Raw genomic sequence first — 17,088 nt, forward strand, 5'->3', positions numbered from 1 at the left:
CTGCTCCGATTGTCATAATTCTATTGTCAAGACAATGTATGTCTCTCGGAATAATGATGTCTAGGCGCGTATCTCGATTGCGTTTCAAATGATTGGATTCAGCTTCAACGGGTATGGGAGCAATTTTACCGAGGTGAGTGCTCAAGGGATCGCAAATCTGGCGGAACAGGCTTAGGGCTGGCGATATGCAGACATATTCTTGAACTGCACGGCAGCTCGTATGGGGTAGAGAACACGAAGGATGGCGTATTGTTTTATTTCACAGTAGATCAATCAATAAGTGAAGTAGGTGACCATAATGAATACGTTTAAATCGCATTGGCTTCTTATTAGTCTTGCATCGTTTATACTGCTGACCGCATGCGGAACAACCGAAACCGCAGACTCAGGCAAGAACGTTCAACCAACGCCTGCCGTGAAGGAGCAGGTCAAGCAGAAAGATCCAATCTTGGTCGTCATCGATCAGACGACGAATCCAGGCCAATCCGAGCATCACTTTTATTTTCAAGTGGAGCAGCTCCCTAAAGGATATGCACTAGCCGAGATGAGTTGGAAATCAGAGAAGACAAACATTATCAATACGACAAAGCAAGCTATCGAACACGGTGGAAATGGGGAGGATGGCTTCTATATTAGCGGAAATGGACAATTTTCAGGATTTATCTATGACGAACAGTTAAAGGGGGAGAATGGTGAGGTCACCTTCGTATTCCACAACGATGCTGGTGAAGAACGGAAATGGAAGAAGAAGCTCACGTTGAAGTGAACAGACGCGAATGAAGTTCTGCATCAATAGCCGGAGTCAGGCAGTCAGTGCTTGCTCCGGCTTCATTTACATTCATAACTGTAATCCGAATCTCTTCAGCTCAATGAATGTCCCTTCCAGTAGTTTGCCTCTCTCTGTTAGCGAATACTCTACGCGGGGAGGAACCTCAGGGTATACTTTTCTCATCACAATGTCGTGCTGCTCCAGTTCCTTCAATCGAAGCGAGAGTGTCTTCGGACTTATTCCATCCATTGCTTTCAATAAATCGCTAAACCGCATTGTTCCCTCGATCAACAAGTCACGAATAATCAAAAACGTCCATTTCGTACCGATTATATCAAGCGTTTTTGCGATGGGGCAGGTTTGACCAGGGGTTCCTTTTGTCAATGTTACAGGTTCAGATGGATGTAGCATGAAAGATCCTCCTCAACAATTTTTAGATGTTACGTCCCATCATAACACAATACTTCCCTAACGGAAATAAGCTGAATAAAATATCAGTACTTCCTTAAAGGAATTATTGAGTATTATACTGTTCTTGCAGCCAATACTTCACACTCAAGGAGCTGAATCTGATGAAAAATATTCTGATTATTAACGGTCATCAACAATACCGTTCTTCTGAAGGGAAACTGAACAACACCTTAATGGAAAACATGGTTCGTGTGTTACGTCCACACCATAATGTCAATACAACAGTTATCCAAAATGGTTATAACATCGAGGAAGAACAGAAGAAATTTTACTGGGCCGATGTTGTCATTTATCAGACACCAATCTATTGGTTCAGTGTACCAGGTCTGCTGAAAACCTATATGGATGAGGTGTATGCATACGGTACATTCTTCACTGGTTCCGAACAATATGGCGCAGGTGGATTGCTGACAGACAAGAAATACATGCTCTCCACGACTTGGAACGCCCCATCCTCTGCATTTGAGAGAAAGGATCAATTCTTTGAAGGGGAGGGCTTGGACAATGTGCTAAGTCACCTTCATCGCATACACAAGTTTCTCGGTATGAAGCCTTTACCAAGCTTTTCTTGCTACGATGTAATTAAGAACCCGAACATTGATCACTATATTGCCAATCTTGAGCAGCACTTAATGGAGGTATTTACAGATGAATATGTTGCACAATAAGAAGGTTGTATTTATCGGTGGCAGCTCCGGCATCGGACTTGAATCTGCTAAGCAAGCGATTGCTCATGGAGCTGAAGTAGTCATAGCAAGCCGTTCCGAGAACAAGCTGCAGCATGCCAAGGAACAGCTTGGAATGAAAGCATCGGTTCAACAGCTTGACCTCACGATTGAACATGAGGTAGAGCAATTCTTTCAGAATATTGGATCATTTGACCATCTTGTCGTAAGTGCGGCAGAGACGTCTGGCGGCCCGTTCCTGAAGACGGATACGAGTCAGGCAAGACAATTGTTCGAGAATAAATTCTGGGGACAATATTATGCAGTCAAATACGGCGCTCCAAAGCTGTCTCCTAATGGCTCAATCGTGTTATTTTCCGGCGTTGTTGCCTATAAATCGATGATCGGTTCATCTATTCTCGGCGCGGCCAATGCTGCTGTATCCAATATGGGGAAGACGTTAGCGTTGGAACTTGCGCCAATTCGGGTAAACGTTGTATCACCAGGAATCATGGATACACCTTCTCGAAGCAAGATGACGGAAGAAGCACGCCAGCAATTGTATGAATCGATCGCAAGCCGTCTTCCCGTACAGCGTGTAGGAACTCCAGAAGATGCTGCGCAGAGCGTGATGTATCTACTCACGAATTCATTCGTGACCGGTACCGTTATCCATGTAGATGGCGGACACGTATTAACGTAAAGCTCCATCATAAGCACTTTGCAGCATAATTCACAGACGAGAAACATAAAACCCCCCGGCATGAATGCCGGGGGGTTCATTGTATGATCAACATACAAATATTAGTATTGAAAAATTACTAGGTATATGTTACTATAGTGTGTGCTCTTAATTTTTACATGCAATTAAAATAAATCATATCATAGACTTTTTTCTTTGTCAATTATGAGTAATTCACTCACATACCGGAAAAAACGGCTCGAATACGTACGCATACTTTTAGGGGGGCGACAGTTTGACTAACGAAGAACACAATGAGCAAACTCATTCAGATGCAGATATTAATTTACTACCTCCAGGAGTCAAGATAGATGACTCTGTGCGGATGTATCTAAAGGGAATTGGCCGGGTTGGTCTTCTAAGCACCGAAGAAGAAGTAGTTTTGGCTAAACGTATTGCAGAAGGCGATGAAGAAGCGAAGAAAATGCTTACAGAAGCTAACCTTCGCTTGGTCGTGAGCATTGCAAGACGGTATGCCGGGCGAGGCATGTCACTCTTAGATCTTATTCAAGAGGGCAACATGGGTCTGATTAAAGCTGTAGATAAATTTGATTATACAAAAGGCTTTAAATTCAGTACTTATGCCACATGGTGGATTCGACAAGCAATTACACGCGCAATCGCTGACCAGGCAAGAACGATCCGTATTCCTGTTCATATGATTGAAACGATCAATAAGCTTGTTCGTGTCTCCAGACAGCTGGTGCAGGAGCTTGGAAGAGAGCCTGAGGTAGAAGAGATTGCTAAGGAAATGGAATTGAGTGTAGAGAAGGTTCGCGAGATTATGAAGATCTCTCAAGATCCAATCTCACTGGAAACACCAATCGGGGAAGAGCACGATACCAAGCTTGGCGACTTCATCGAGGATCAGGACGCCCAATCTCCAGTAGAATCAGCAGCTTATGAGTCCTTGAAGACACAGCTTGGTGACGTCCTTGATACGCTCACTGAACGTGAAGAGAACGTTCTTCGCTTGCGCTTCGGACTCGATGATGGTCGTACTCGGACATTGGAAGAAGTAGGCCAAGTATTTGGTGTTACGCGTGAGCGGATTCGCCAAATCGAGGCGAAGGCTTTGCGTAAGTTAAGACATCCGAGCCGCAGCAAACGCTTGAAGGACTACATCGAATAATGAAATGATATGCAAATGAATGAAGCTGCGTTACACTTCAACGGATTGGAGTGTAATGCGGCTTTTTTTCGTGCAGGCGTACAGGTTTTCACTAACAAGCATGAAAAGCAACAATTTGTAACAATGATTTGGGGAATATCATTTATTTTTCATCTGAACTTCATATTATCTTCATAAGTTTATGTTATTGTATGTTCGATAGAGCACGATAACGTACCCAAGCAAGTATACACATATTGCGTTTGCGCGTTGGGGTAAGGATATTTGGAGGAACAATGAACACCAGCATAGATCAGATTCAACAACTCGTACTCGCCGGAGATGAACGCGTATATACGAAATTATATATCGAATATCGTAGCTTGCTAGTTCAGCACGCTTATCGATATGTCCGCAATCAACAAGACGCAGAGGATGTTGTACAAGAGGCGTATATTCGCATATTCCGAAATTTGCATCGGTACAACTTCTCTTGCAAAATATGCAGCTGGATGAAGCTTATTGTAAAAAATCTATGCATTGATCTCATACGGCAGCGTAGTCGTAAACCTGCCGTACATTTTACGGAGAACATTGCCTACGACAATCAAGAACAAGCATTAATCGAAACCCTGCAGGATCAGGCTCAAGGACCTGAACAGCAAATTCTTGAACAAGAAGTTCAACACAACGTAATTAACATCGTGAATGATATGCCCGATGCATATCGAGATGTGTTCCGGCTGCGTTACTTATCGGAATATTCGCTTGCAGAAATATCGAATGTCTTGTCCCTTGAAATCAATACGGTGAAATCCAGACTGTTTCGAGGAAAAAAATATTTACGCAAACAGGTTGACAGTGGTCATATTTGCTCCTGACCAATTATGTAAATAATTTCAACTTATTTATCATTGACCATTCATCATTGGACATGTGTACAATAATAGATGACAGCTATTACAGATGACTCTCATCCCTCAGGAGGGCAATACTAGAGGATGATCAGCTGTCATTACTCTTCAGGAGGTATCATTCATGATTCGCAAAGCTACACCAGAAGACAGCAAGTACATTATCCCATTGATGATGGAGGCGATCGGCACCATCGCCTATGAACTATCTGGAACTACGAACAGAGATGAGACGATGCGCATACTCGAGCAATTCTATAAGCAGCCCGACAACCGCTTGAGCTGGAAGAACAGTATGGTCTGGTTGCAAGAAGATGTACCTGTCGGCTATGCATTGGCTTATGCGGGGTACAAGCTGGTCGAATTGGATCGCCCATTGGAGGAACGTTTATCTACTCTTCAAGGCAATCCTGTTCAACTTATCAAAGAAACAGAAGGGGAAGAGTACTACTTGGATTCATTGGCTGTAGATTCTTCTCAGCGTGGATTAGGGATCGGAACGAAGCTCATGAAGGCGTTCGAATTAGAAGCAGCTCAATTCGGGTTCAGCATCGCCTCGCTGTTAGTGAACGTTGCGAACACGCGAGCGAAGCAATTGTATGAAGCACAAGGGTATACAGCAGATGGCAAGATCATAACAATTGCAGGGGAAGATTATGAACATATGGTGAAAAAGGTACAGTAACGTATACACGAATGCAGAAGAAGCGACAACTTAGTTGCAGTCACTTTAAGATAACTTACATCAGCTGCAGCACCTTGCACAGTTTAACAAGTTCATGTACTCCTCGGAATTGCTGGCGATTTCGATCATGGAGGCTGCGGATAGCATTTTCCGTCACTTTTTTGGCCTGCTCGATGCTGTGATGGTCAAGAGCATTTACAATTTCTTTCATGCTTTTGAGAAAATATAACGTACTGCGCAAGGTGCGAAGCAGCAATATTTTGCGGATATGCAGCGCGTTGAACATCCGATACCCGTTCTCGGGATTGCGTTCCGGGATGATTAACCCTTCCTTCTCCCAGTGCCGGATGGCGGATGCGGCAACCCCTGTATATTCAGCAGCTTCGCCGATAGTCATTGGGCTCTTGAAGGTCTTGTTCCCTATAGTCGGGAGGTCAATCTGCTCCAATACCGTTAATAATTGATCCGCCACAACCTTCTCCTGATGCAAGTTAGCCTGTTCCTCATTGACAAGCCAGAAGGCTTCGTCCACCTCTTCTTTCTGCAAATGTTTGAGAACTGTACAAGTTAGCCCCACCCCAAAGCCAGGGAACATCGCACGAAGACATCGAAAATAAGCAAGATGTACGTCGGTGTACAACCTGTATCCATTCGCTTCCCGATCCGGTGCAGGAACCACTCCCCATGATTCATAATGCCGCAGAGCACTCGTACTGATATGAAGTACCCTTGCGATATCCACAGGTTTGTAATACTGCATGTCTTTCCTCCTCAGCTAGTAATGACCTCACTGTATCAGATCGTTTCCCATAAAATCAAATCTTCTAGTAAAACCTTAAAGCACCGTGCTAAAGTATTGCACGATAAATATGCGTCTATCAACACATTTTTTTATAAAACTTTAGCACTTGCATGAATGTTGTAAAGTGGATCATGTAACTCGTATTTCACCGTCACTTTAGAACGATGGAGGGTGCTGCATGAAAGACGTTATCCGTATTCAAGGCGCAAGGGAAAATAATTTAAAAAATGTGACATTAGACATTCCAAAGCATCAGCTTATCGTGGTTACGGGTCCTTCCGGCTCGGGTAAATCAACACTTGCTATGGACATATTGCAGCGGGAATGCCAGCGGCAGTATGTGGAGTCTAGTGGGATATCAGCCGAATCCATTGCCAAGCCTAATGTCGATTCGATTACTGGACTTGCACCGTCAATCTCGATTGGACAGCATGTGACGAACCGCAATCCTCGCTCAACTGTTGGGACGATTACGGATATGTACACGTATTTGCGGACAGTTTATGAGAAAAAGGGAGTTAGGACATGTAAGTTCTGTGGAGAGAGCATAACTCCTTCTCCCGTAGACGTTGCGGGTGAGTCAATAAAGTGCCCAGCATGCTCACAGCCACATACACCACTGACGAAGGCGGATTTCTCTTTCAATACACCAAGCGGTGCGTGTTCCACATGCAGTGGCTTAGGAACCGTAGTCGATATTCAAGTTGAGGCTGTATTCAACAAGGAGAAAACGATTCGTGAAGGAGCCGTAACCTTCTGGTACGAATCCCTAACTGATTATCAAGCCAACATTATTGAGGCGGCAGGGAAGCATTATGGCTTGGATATGAGTGGGCCGCTGCACAGTTTTAGCCCTGTACAATGGGAATTATTGAAGCATGGGGTGGAGAGCGAAGCATTTGCATGTCACTTCCCGAATATTGATCCGCCCAAAACAGTTGGCAAAGGCCGATTTAAAGGTGTACTGACTGCAATGTGGCAGAAGTACAAGGAGCGGGATGGGCAGTCAAGCGAGGCGGCTTATTTTACGACTCAATCATGTCCCGATTGCAGGGGAGATCGTCTGAAGCCCGAGAGCAGGACAGTTACCGTCGAAGGCCGTACCCTGCCTAGCCTGGCGAGATGCTCGTTAGAAGAGCTGAATGATTGGTTGCTTGCCGTTCATGCGAAGTCTCGAATGGAAGGCGATATGATCCTTCTAGCCGTACTCGAAGAACTCCTTGGTAAAATAAAGCGCGTCATTCTTGTAGGACTTGGCTACTTATCGCTCGACAGACAGATGATCACATTATCAGGCGGAGAAGCGCAGCGACTACGGCTAGCATCGATCCTTGGCTCTGGGTTAACTGGTGTACTGTATGTCCTTGATGAGCCGACCACCGGCCTTCATCCAAAGGATACAGATGGTCTGATCGAGGTGATGAAGGAATTGCGCGATATGGGTAATACTGTACTTATGATCGAGCATGATACACGTGTGATGCAGCAGGCGGATCACATCATCGATATCGGTCCAGGGTCAGGTCGGTTCGGAGGAGAGATTGTTGGGCAAGGTACGCTTAAGCAACTTATGGAACAGACTTCATCCGTGACTGGACATTATGTTAGAGCGCAATCACGTCTTCAATTCAAATGCCGACAAGGCAATGGGGATGTCATCTCCATTCATGAGGCAACCCTTCATAACTTGAAGCAGGTATCCGTGTCATTCCCATTAGGCAGTCTGATCTCGGTATCTGGAGCCTCAGGTTCTGGCAAGTCGACACTCGTATTCGATCTGTTGGCAAATGCCAGCGGCACTGGAGGCCGAGTCGAAGGATGCCGGGAAGTCACAGGGCTGAATAAAGTTAACAGCATCATTACTGTAGATCAATCTCCCATATCACGAATGCAGCGCTCGAGTGTGGCAACTTATACAGACCTGTATACCTTGCTTCGCAAGGTGTTTGCCTCACTTCCAGCAGCGAAGGCACGTGGCTTGAACGAGAAATATTTTTCCTTCAATTCACCGGGCGGAAGATGTGAGCAGTGCGAAGGACTCGGAATCGTTGAAGTTGATATGCACTTCCTCCCGCATCTGCGTGTGCAATGTCCAGCTTGTCATGGCAAGCGGTTTATTCCGGAAGTCCTGGCCGTTACGTATGAAGACTACACCATAGCTGACATCTTAGAGCTCAGTATTGAAGAGAGTTTATCACTATTTAAGGGCCACCCAAAAATGGCGAAGCTGCTTAAGCTGTTGTGTGATGTTGGTATTGGCTATCTCCAATGGGGACAATCTGTAACAACGCTTTCCGGTGGGGAAGGGCAGCGCTTAAAGCTTGCTAGGGAACTGAGTGCACCTGCTAACGGTCACACCCTGTATCTGTTGGACGAACCGTCTTCAGGCTTGCATCCGCTCGATGTACACAAGCTGTATGTATTATTGGATAAGCTTGTAGATGCCGGAAATACCGTAATCTTGGTCGAACATAATACCGATCTGATTGCGGCATCAGATTGGGTCATTGATATGGGGCCAGGCGGAGGCAACTCTGGAGGTCAGGTTATAGCGGCAGGTACACCGGAGCAAATCGTTAGCTCTGAAGCGTCTTGTACAGGAACCTATTTATCGATATAGATATAACTGCGCTAGGGTAGTGTCATATAACATATACGCAGTCAATGCATTTCAATTGGATGCGAAAAAAGCCGGCCAGATCCATGATGTGATCTGGCCGGCGTTCTTTTGAACCCGAGTTAAGTTTGTCTGCATTTATTCCTTGGGTCGCCTGCTTGTATACCTGCTTACGTCACCAGGCTAGGACAATCCTTCTTATTTCTTTACAGCCGTTTCAGCAAACTTTATCAAATCTTCTTTGGTGAGCGGGTTGCCCGGATTGGTTGTGATGCTATAAATATGATCCTGATCTGACCATATCAGCTTGTTTCGAACCAAGCCAGGTATCTTCTTGCCTTGTTCGGCATCGACTTCAGTTGATTTAATGTACCGGTATCCGTTGTTTGCCGTTTTTCTGCCAAGACTGTGCGCTACTTGCATTTCTAAATTGTCTTTTCCGTTTACGAATGTAAGATTGATTTCGCCCATTTCGTTCCAGTCGAATTTTTTGTAATAGACGCCTTTTCCTTGAGCTTCCGCTTTCACTTCTCTTTGAAACTCCTTATGATGCTTTGCAATCGGGGGTTGGATGTTTCCATTCTCAAATTTATAACCTTCAGGCAGACCTTCCGGCTTTTGAAGCACAGGACCCTGCAGTTTGCCTGCCTGGTTTAAATAATCATCATAATTTGTGAATTTGAACATATCCAGATAATACAAGAATGCAGATCCGCCATTGAGACTTGGGTCACTTACGTACAAGAGGTACGTATCCCCTGTATTCTTTCCAATCTCCCCATTTACTTTCTGGGAGAGTTCGGCTTTTGCCGCTTCAACAGCTTCCTTACCAACCGCCGGCGTTTTCGATTCCAACTCCTGTACGGAGTTTGTTTGGTTTGCAAATGCCTCCGTCATATTTGCGGTGCCAAACAACAACGCGATACCCGTTGCGACAACGGCTGCCTTCTTTACGTATTTCATGTGAATAATACTCCTCTCATTTATACAAGTTTTATTTTTTTGTGAAGACCGGACGCTATCGATTGGGATCCCTTTGTGCCAGCTTCAGTGATATAAACACAGCTCAGGAAAATTTGGTTCACTATTTCGAACAATATCAGAAACAATAACAATGCGTGATGAAAATCACACTTTGTTTTGCCCCTTTGGAATCGGCATCAATGACATTTTTCAAGCGATTATTATCTATAAACACAATTGAATGACCGCTTACGCCCATGGAGCGGTCTTCGTCATTTTCTGCCAAAATTCTTGAGTGACATGTTAAAATAGAAAAAGACATATAAACGTAGTAGGATAATTGTCATTGCAAACCTTTGGAATGAGAGGAAGGCGAGATTCAGCTGATGGTTGGAATAAAAATAACATTGGTAAGTTGCATGAAAAATCAGTATGCTTATTTTACCTGAAACGATAGGACTTTAGCCCCGTACTAACAACAGCAGGGGATATTACCTAGCGCATTGGCCAATGAAACGAATATTGTATTGGTAGCAGATCCCACCATTTCGTGTGAAGGGACGCGGCAACAAAAAAACGTCTATACCTGAGAGTGGAATGAGTACATTTCTTCAGTAGCTGCTTCCAAACAGCAAATGTCAACATTACCAAAGTGTAATCATTCGCAACACGAAATAAGGTAAAATGAGATTTACCAATCAATTTATAGAAAGAATTTTTCCGGATAGGAGTAGATTATGTTTCAAAACATCATTGATTTTCTAATGGACTACGGGATTTGGGGGCTAGTCATCCACGCTTTCGCAGATGCAGTTATTTTTCCTGTACCAGCCTTCTTCTTGCAGGTGCCATTAAGCTTACTGGATCCATCCAATGCCTTATGGCTAGCAACAGCAGGATATATCGCATGTCTGCTCGGTACACCAGTAGGCTACATGATCGGTAAGCTGTTAGGCCACTCCGTCTTGGAGAAAATCCTTAAAAAATCATGGATTGACGGCGCCAATCAAATGTTTAAGAAAAATGGGGAAACTACGATTCTTATCGGCTCTTTTACTCCAATTCCGTTCAAAGTATTTACGATACTATCCGGCTGCATGAATTTTCCGCTATGGAGACTTATCGGATATGCAGCAATCGGAAGAGCAGTTAAGTTCTATGCAGTAGGTCTGCTGTTTTATTTATATGGTAGATCTGCGGAAGGAATGGTTAAGCACGTCTCGCTGTATATCTTCCTCATTGCTGTTCCAATCTTGGTTATCTTCTTGATTATTCGCAAGAGAAGAAGAAACAAAGCTGCAGCAAAACTAGAACAGACTGAAGCCAATACAACCTCAATCAGCGATTAAACAGCTTGTAAAAAGGTCGACCCTATGGGTCGGCCTTTTGTTATTTTCATCAGTCGTATGAGAGTACCTTACATAGTAGGTTGCATATAGCGTAAATCCAGTTGGCTTCATTCCAAATGGGGAGCAATCTTTTTCCGGTGTCCATCCTGCTTAACTTCATCGAATAAATTCTCTTCTTTCTGGGGCTGCTTCGGAACAGTCTTGTTCCATGCTTTCATGATCCTTTCTAATTCTCCGATCGTCACAGGCTTAGCATGTCGTGCTAACTCGTAACCGATATGACCGCTCATCTCGATTGTCGCCGTTTTCACTTCCGACAACGAAGTAATTCCCTTTGTTCTTAATTTTGCTTCTAGCTGATCGACGGTTAGCCGCAGCTTTTTGAGACTCTTCTCAACAATAACCCCATCCTCAATTACTACCGTTGATTTCCCCACGAACCACTTCTCGACCCAATTGAACTTAATGGCAAGGAATTGAATAGTGAGGAGAAGACTGACAAAGATGCATAAGGTTATCAATGTTCGCAATAGACCGTCCCCTTTGACAGCATGTCCAATCATGGAGGCCATCGCGAGCAGCGTAATGATCTCAACGCCTGTCATTTCTCCGACCGTTTTTTTACCGAGAACGCGAAGCAGACAATAGCCAAAGCTGAGAACAATGACTGCTTCCCCAATGAATGAGAAATCCATAGCATACTACCTCCAGACCCTGTCAATGATGGGAAGGCAACATCGTGCGTTCCACTGTGTTCCAGACATGAGTAGTATGCATATTTGTTCAAATTTTACTCGTAAGGTTGATGTCACTCATTCATTTGCGTTGATTGGAGAAATGCACGGACACAATGCTCGCAGACACATGCCTTTCTGCGCATTTCTGACGGAATCTTTTCCAGCAATGCTTTCGGCACCGATAGAGTCATACACCAGCATTCCTGATGGGGGCGGCCTGCCTGGTATGCGCAGTGGTTCTCATTGCCGCACAAGGGACATATTTTCGGATCGATTACTACCTCAGACATGGTAAACACCTGCTTTTGTAAGTTTAATAGCGAAATTGATGCTATACAAGATAATAGCGTATCAGTGAGCATTAACCCAATATATTTCATCACAGCGCACAATTTCATAAAAAAAATGAAACTGTTTCCTGTGTTGAAACATCTAATTTGATAGAAAGCCCGAGCTGCGCTTGCTAACTCGCAAACGTACCACGTTTATATAATCATGGCAATTACTTTTAGAAAGAGGGATAAGGTGATCAAGCGAATAAAGTTGCGCACATTATTGATTGGAGCCATCTTTACGATCTTTTTCGGGGTCATTTTCATTCGGCTGTTCTGGTATCAGGTTATCAATCAATCGTTCTGGATGGAGCAAGCGAGAGATTCGTGGTCCGTGAGGAAGGAGCTGACTCCCATCAGGGGAACGATCTATGATCAGAATGGCGACGTATTGGCCATGGATGCCCGTACTTATACCGTAGCGATAAGCCCCAAGGTGATTCAGGAGCTCCGCAAGAAGGGGGATCTGATCGAGAAACGGATTGATATGGAGCGCATCATCGTAGACAAGTTGCATGCCGTACTGAAAAAGCCTGAGAATGAACTCTTTGAGCTTACACGAAAAATGAGAACAAAGGACGGCAAAGACGAATATTATCCTCAGGTCGAGGTGCGCAATGAAGGATGGAAGTTGGACGACGAAACAGCCAAGAAATTGCGCGAATTTATCGAGGAATTAAAAGATATGACGAAATTGCGCGACGTCGGACTTTACCTGCTGCCCGAGGTCAAGCGGTTCTATGCGAAGAATGCGCTGGCCTCACACGTTCTTGGATATATGGATAAGCAGAACAATCCCATCGGCGGGATTGAGAAAATGTACGATGAACAGCTTCGAGGCACTGTCGGTTTCCTACAATATGAGAAGGATCGGTTAGGAAATAAGCTTCCCACAGCATCGGAAGTATTTCAGCCTTCCCGGGACGGCAGCAACATCTACTTGACGATAGATAGCACGATCCAGCAATATATCGTGAATTCGATGCGCGAGGTGTATAACAAATATACGCCCAAAAGCATGACAGTCATCGCGGCCGATCCGAAAACGGGCGACATCCTGGGACTGGCCAATATGCCGGATTTTGATCCGAATTCCTATTGGAAAGCCAAGGACCTATCCGCTTTTTATAACCATGCAGTCCAATCGCGTTATGAGCCTGGGTCGACGTTCAAAATCGTGACGCTGTCGGCAGCCGTACAGGAGGGCATCTTCAATCCGGATGAAAAGTTCGTGTCTGGCAAAATCATAGCCGGCGGAGTACCCATTGGCGACGTGAATCAGACATGGGGAACGATCACTTATTTAGAGGGTTTGAAGCGATCCAGCAACGTGGCATTCGTCAAGCTAGGCTACGAGAAATTGAAGGAAGAGAAATTGAAATCGTACATCGAGAAATTCGGCTTCGGCAAGAAGACTGAGATTGAAATGCTTGGTGAGAACAGCGGACTGATTCGCTTTGAATATGCGGCAGATGTGGCCGCTGCTTCATACGGCCACGGGCAGGTGCTGGTGACGCCGATCCAGCAGGTTATGGCCGTATCTGCAGTGGCGAATGGCGGAAATCTGATGAAGCCGCATCTTATTCGTAAAATCGAAGATACCGTAAGCGGTGAGGTGTCGGAGCGCAAGCCGGAAATCGTGCGCGAGGTTATCGATCAAAATGTAGCCAAACAAGTAAGTGAATATTTAGAGCAGGTGGTTGCCGATCAAGAGATCGGTACAGGTAGACATGCCTATATCGACGGATATCGCGTCGCAGGCAAGACGGGTACCGCGATCAAGGTTATTAACGGGGAGTATAATAATGACCGCGCGGTCGTATCGTTTATCGGCTTCGCACCCGTAGAGGATCCGCGGATTGTTCTGCTCGTCGTGGTCGATGATCCCAAAGATTTTTACCAAGGCGGCGGCTTCGTCGCTCCTTATATGTTTAAGGATATTGTATCCCAATCCTTGCGCTACATGGGGGTACCCTCCTCTTTGCAGTCGAATCCGAAGTTTAGTGGTAACAAGCTCGGCTCGCGGCCGACCGTACCGACACCCGATATGCAAAACATGAAGGTGCGCGATGCGAAGCAGCAGCTTGCAGAACAAGGTATGGTATTCGATACGATTGGCGCAGGAGATACAGTGAAACGCCAATATCCAAAGCCGGGTGATCCGATGGCTGTCAGACAGCGCATATATTTGCTTACGGATGACCCTGAGAAGCTGCTACTTCCGGACTTTAAGGACAAATCGCTGCGTGAAGTGATGGAAATTACTTCGCTTCTCGGATGGAAGGTACGCGTCGATGGCGAAGGATATGTAGTAGAACAGAAGGAAAGCAGTGAAAACGGCGTGCACGTCCTTCATGTGAAGCTGGAACCGAAGTATCCGGGAGGATGATGTGAAAACGGAATTACGCCACCGTGTTCTGGGATCCAGGAACAAACGCTCCGGGATTAAATCATGTAAAAGTGTAAATTGGTTTGGGTAATGAATCCACAAAAAACAACTTGTAGAGCCTGAATCCTTGTAGGTTCAGGCTCTACAAGTTGAACATAGCGATAGTTGTACGTGACGTATCTCTTACCACAGTTTACTTCTGCTTGCGAGAGAACTCCTTAATAATCGGGTATGTTTTTAGCTTTTTGAGAATCTCTGTCCGATCGATTAGATGCCCATTCATGATGACCGCATGGATTTGGGTTGTGTTGCGGATATCTGCGAGCGGATTCGCGTCTAGCAGGACGAGATCGGCTAGCTTTCCTACCTCTACCGTGCCCTGCTTATCCTCATTTTCTAAATAGCGAGCCGGATTAATCGTGGCAGCCTGAAGGGCTTGCAGCGGACTTAGTCCTGCTTTGACTAGCAGTTGAAGTTCTTCATGCAGGCTAAAGCCGTAATATAGATTTGGCATCAAGTAAGTAGAATCAGTGCCAGCCATAATCGGTACCCCAGCTTCATTCATTTTGCGAACTAATTGCAAATTGTTCTGTTCCAGCTCCTGATGGATAGCAGCCCCTCTTTTATCCTTGTGCCAATTTTCTATTAATGCTGCCCACTTCTTCTGAACAGCAGGTTCTAAGAAGCGCACTCTTTCATCAGGTACCTGCTTATTTAAGCTCGTCATCGTTACAAGTGTAGGAACCTGCCAAGTTTCGTTCCGTTTAAAGATCTCAAACAACTTTCCGGCTTCATTTGCATCATAATGCTTTGCAGCTTTATTTTCGTATTCGAGATACAACAACTGATCCTTGTTAATAATACCCGCTTCTGTATCCTTAACAAGGCTGTTGAAAATACCTGATTTTTTTGATGCTGTAGCAATATGCATCCCATGCAAATGCTCGAAGCTTCTCATACCGTCGTTAGAAGCTTCATCTGCGCGTACAGTAAATGGTAAATGGCCACTTACCGGAAGCTGTAGCTTCCTCGCTTCCTCCATAGCCACAGCATACAGGTCTTTAGGCATGAGGGAGTACATTTTAATTTGATCGACCTGATATGTTTTCAACTGTTGTACAGCTTTGCGAACCGCTGCTTCATTTTTTAAATTATAGTGATGCGAAGGTACCTCATTATTTGGAAATTGATTAATAACTTTACCGGATTGTACAATGCGCGGAGTCAACTTTTCCTGATTATTAATGCTGCGCGTCTCTTGAACATGGTGGAGGCTGGAGCCCATCTCCCTAACACCTGTCACTCCGTTTGCTAACAAGTGGGGGACTGCACTATCCATGTAATTTTCCATGTGGGCGTGCATATCCCATAAACCAGGGATAAGATATTTCCCATTAGCTTTGATCACATGGGCATCGTCAGGAACATCAACGTCAGTCGTATCAGCTATTGCTGTAATTTGGTTGCCCTGAATGACTACCGACTGATTTGGTTTAAGCTTGCCTGTCTTCACATCCACTATGATGACGTCCTGCACCATTAAACGATTCTTATTACTTGGATTTGGTGGTTCTATTAAAGAAAAGGCAGGCCGAGCCAGCATTCCCGATAGAACGATCACAATCAACATGATGACACTGTTCTTGAGCAAATACAATCACCCTTTACTCCAATGTGTAGCACACCTAACAGATGGCTCAAGGTGAATATACTCGTTCATTTGTCATCCGGCATAGTGACGAAATGTCATATGACATTTCATCATATTATGTTATCTCGTCTCCATCCAAAATAATATAAATTCCCAAAACTCTCCCTTTCTTTATTGTCATACACTTCCGTATTTATCCATTAACAAGTCTGTAGACATCAGTAAAAATCTAGGATTTTGCTTTGTACAGGTCTTAAGCGGATTGGATACGGACAAAAAATGAATAGGCATTTGGCCGATCCATTTAAAAGCACGATATAACGGATTATGGATCTGTACGATATCGAATCCCAAATGCGTGCATCCTCGATGCAGCATCGTAATACCGATAATGGCCTTAATTTCACGGAATTTTGGATGGGCTTGAATGTGCCGACACACCCCAGGCAAGGACTGCTCTACCGTGCGATAAATAATTCGCCCCTTCTTTACACCATTCTCCATATAAAAAATTTCCGTAAGTAAACGAACATTATGAAGATGTATTTTTACCAATAGATCGCTATGTTCGATGCGTGTCCCATCAGACAGTATGATTGTCTTGCCTCGATACCGGAGTAATCTTACCCTGAAGATATTCGAACGTGATTGCTCAGGAAAGGTCAGTCGGGTTAACGAAAAATATAACGGATCTAACATACTCCATACGAATAATATCAGCATTTTTAGTTTCATATGGTCTAATTTCCCCTTAACGTAGTTAATGATAATTTGGATTAAACAAAAGGATTTTATCCACAGGTTGAAGTTGCAGCGAATTTAGGACTTTACTTGATGCATATCATGTGCCAGGTAATAGGATTAATTAGTATTGTGAGATGATGATATGGA

16 protein-coding genes and 1 pseudogene are annotated in these 17,088 nt (G+C 44.5%); 10 read left to right on the top strand and 7 right to left on the bottom strand.

Translation table 11 applies throughout. From position 1 onward, the window contains the following. Positions 1 to 102 precede the first annotated feature (102 nt). Together BP95_RS32600 and BP95_RS0116335 are read left to right on the top strand one after the other, a co-directional pair. Positions 103 to 312, top strand: a pseudogene (locus BP95_RS32600) (ATP-binding protein); the annotation flags it as partial. Next, the gene (locus tag BP95_RS0116335) at positions 299 to 766 is read left to right on the top strand and encodes a hypothetical protein (protein WP_021252395.1); all 468 of its coding nucleotides are present in this window, start codon (positions 299 to 301) and stop codon (positions 764 to 766) included. The pseudogene BP95_RS32600 and the gene BP95_RS0116335, both read left to right, overlap by 14 nt. Positions 767 to 838: 72 nt before the next feature. On the opposite strand, the gene BP95_RS0116340 is transcribed toward BP95_RS0116335, so the two are convergent. Next, positions 839 to 1,180, bottom strand: a complete 342-nt coding sequence (locus BP95_RS0116340; protein WP_021252394.1) for a winged helix-turn-helix transcriptional regulator — start codon at positions 1,178 to 1,180, stop codon at positions 839 to 841. A 161-nt stretch (positions 1,181 to 1,341) separates the two neighbouring features. On the opposite strand from BP95_RS0116340, the gene BP95_RS0116345 reads away from it, so the two are divergent. The 5 genes from BP95_RS0116345 (at position 1,342) to BP95_RS0116365 (ending at position 5,357) form a co-directional block, all read left to right on the top strand. Further along, positions 1,342 to 1,908, top strand: a complete 567-nt coding sequence (locus tag BP95_RS0116345; protein WP_021252393.1) for an NAD(P)H-dependent oxidoreductase — start codon at positions 1,342 to 1,344, stop codon at positions 1,906 to 1,908. Then, on the top strand, positions 1,895 to 2,608 hold the full coding sequence (locus BP95_RS0116350; RefSeq protein WP_028532740.1) for an SDR family oxidoreductase: 714 nt from the start codon (positions 1,895 to 1,897) through the stop codon (positions 2,606 to 2,608). The genes BP95_RS0116345 and BP95_RS0116350 overlap by 14 nt, the downstream gene beginning before the upstream one ends. Positions 2,609 to 2,882: 274 nt before the next feature. Continuing rightward, positions 2,883 to 3,779, top strand: coding sequence for an RNA polymerase sigma factor RpoD (gene rpoD / locus BP95_RS0116355; protein ID WP_021252391.1), 897 nt, complete (start codon positions 2,883 to 2,885; stop codon positions 3,777 to 3,779). 275 nt (positions 3,780 to 4,054) lie between these two features. After that, the gene (locus tag BP95_RS0116360; protein WP_028532741.1) at positions 4,055 to 4,639 is read left to right on the top strand and encodes an RNA polymerase sigma factor; all 585 of its coding nucleotides are present in this window, start codon (positions 4,055 to 4,057) and stop codon (positions 4,637 to 4,639) included. 157 nt (positions 4,640 to 4,796) lie between these two features. Then, positions 4,797 to 5,357, top strand: a complete 561-nt coding sequence (locus BP95_RS0116365; protein ID WP_021252389.1) for a GNAT family N-acetyltransferase — start codon at positions 4,797 to 4,799, stop codon at positions 5,355 to 5,357. Between the two features lie 55 nt (positions 5,358 to 5,412). Here BP95_RS0116365 and BP95_RS0116370 read toward each other — a convergent pair whose 3' ends face one another. Next, positions 5,413 to 6,117: a MerR family DNA-binding transcriptional regulator gene (locus BP95_RS0116370; RefSeq protein ID WP_021252388.1), complete on the bottom strand. Its 705-nt coding sequence runs from the start codon at positions 6,115 to 6,117 to the stop codon at positions 5,413 to 5,415. Between the two features lie 220 nt (positions 6,118 to 6,337). Here BP95_RS0116370 and uvrA point away from each other — a divergent pair, with 220 nt between their 5' ends. Further along, positions 6,338 to 8,779 carry an excinuclease ABC subunit UvrA gene (uvrA, locus tag BP95_RS0116375; RefSeq protein ID WP_021252387.1) on the top strand — a complete coding sequence of 814 codons (2,442 nt, stop codon included), beginning with the start codon at positions 6,338 to 6,340 and terminating at the stop codon, positions 8,777 to 8,779. A gap of 195 nt (positions 8,780 to 8,974) precedes the next feature. Here uvrA and BP95_RS0116380 read toward each other — a convergent pair whose 3' ends face one another. Then, positions 8,975 to 9,739, bottom strand: coding sequence for a hypothetical protein (locus tag BP95_RS0116380; RefSeq protein WP_028532742.1), 765 nt, complete (start codon positions 9,737 to 9,739; stop codon positions 8,975 to 8,977). 737 nt (positions 9,740 to 10,476) lie between these two features. Between BP95_RS0116380 and BP95_RS0116385 the strand changes: the two genes are divergently transcribed. Next, positions 10,477 to 11,088: a YqaA family protein gene (locus BP95_RS0116385; protein ID WP_021252385.1), complete on the top strand. Its 612-nt coding sequence runs from the start codon at positions 10,477 to 10,479 to the stop codon at positions 11,086 to 11,088. Positions 11,089 to 11,195: 107 nt separating this feature from the next. Here BP95_RS0116385 and BP95_RS0116390 read toward each other — a convergent pair whose 3' ends face one another. Then, positions 11,196 to 11,783, bottom strand: a complete 588-nt coding sequence (locus tag BP95_RS0116390) for a DUF421 domain-containing protein (RefSeq protein WP_028532743.1) — start codon at positions 11,781 to 11,783, stop codon at positions 11,196 to 11,198. Positions 11,784 to 11,896: 113 nt separating this feature from the next. Then, positions 11,897 to 12,223 carry a cysteine-rich CWC family protein gene (locus BP95_RS32605; protein WP_311279648.1) on the bottom strand — a complete coding sequence of 109 codons (327 nt, stop codon included), beginning with the start codon at positions 12,221 to 12,223 and terminating at the stop codon, positions 11,897 to 11,899. Between the two features lie 127 nt (positions 12,224 to 12,350). On the opposite strand from BP95_RS32605, the gene BP95_RS0116395 reads away from it, so the two are divergent. Further along, positions 12,351 to 14,546 carry a penicillin-binding transpeptidase domain-containing protein gene (locus BP95_RS0116395; RefSeq protein ID WP_028532744.1) on the top strand — a complete coding sequence of 732 codons (2,196 nt, stop codon included), beginning with the start codon at positions 12,351 to 12,353 and terminating at the stop codon, positions 14,544 to 14,546. Between the two features lie 193 nt (positions 14,547 to 14,739). On the opposite strand, the gene BP95_RS0116400 is transcribed toward BP95_RS0116395, so the two are convergent. Beyond that, the gene (locus BP95_RS0116400; RefSeq protein ID WP_155987296.1) at positions 14,740 to 16,197 is read right to left on the bottom strand and encodes an amidohydrolase family protein; all 1,458 of its coding nucleotides are present in this window, start codon (positions 16,195 to 16,197) and stop codon (positions 14,740 to 14,742) included. A 177-nt stretch (positions 16,198 to 16,374) separates the two neighbouring features. Continuing rightward, the gene (locus BP95_RS0116405) at positions 16,375 to 16,932 is read right to left on the bottom strand and encodes a YkoP family protein (protein WP_021256019.1); all 558 of its coding nucleotides are present in this window, start codon (positions 16,930 to 16,932) and stop codon (positions 16,375 to 16,377) included. Positions 16,933 to 17,088 lie beyond the last annotated feature (156 nt).

Origin of the sequence: Paenibacillus sp. UNC217MF, from assembly GCF_000686865.1 — a bacterium.
In the GTDB taxonomy this organism is placed as follows: domain Bacteria; phylum Bacillota; class Bacilli; order Paenibacillales; family Paenibacillaceae; genus Paenibacillus_B; species Paenibacillus_B suaedae.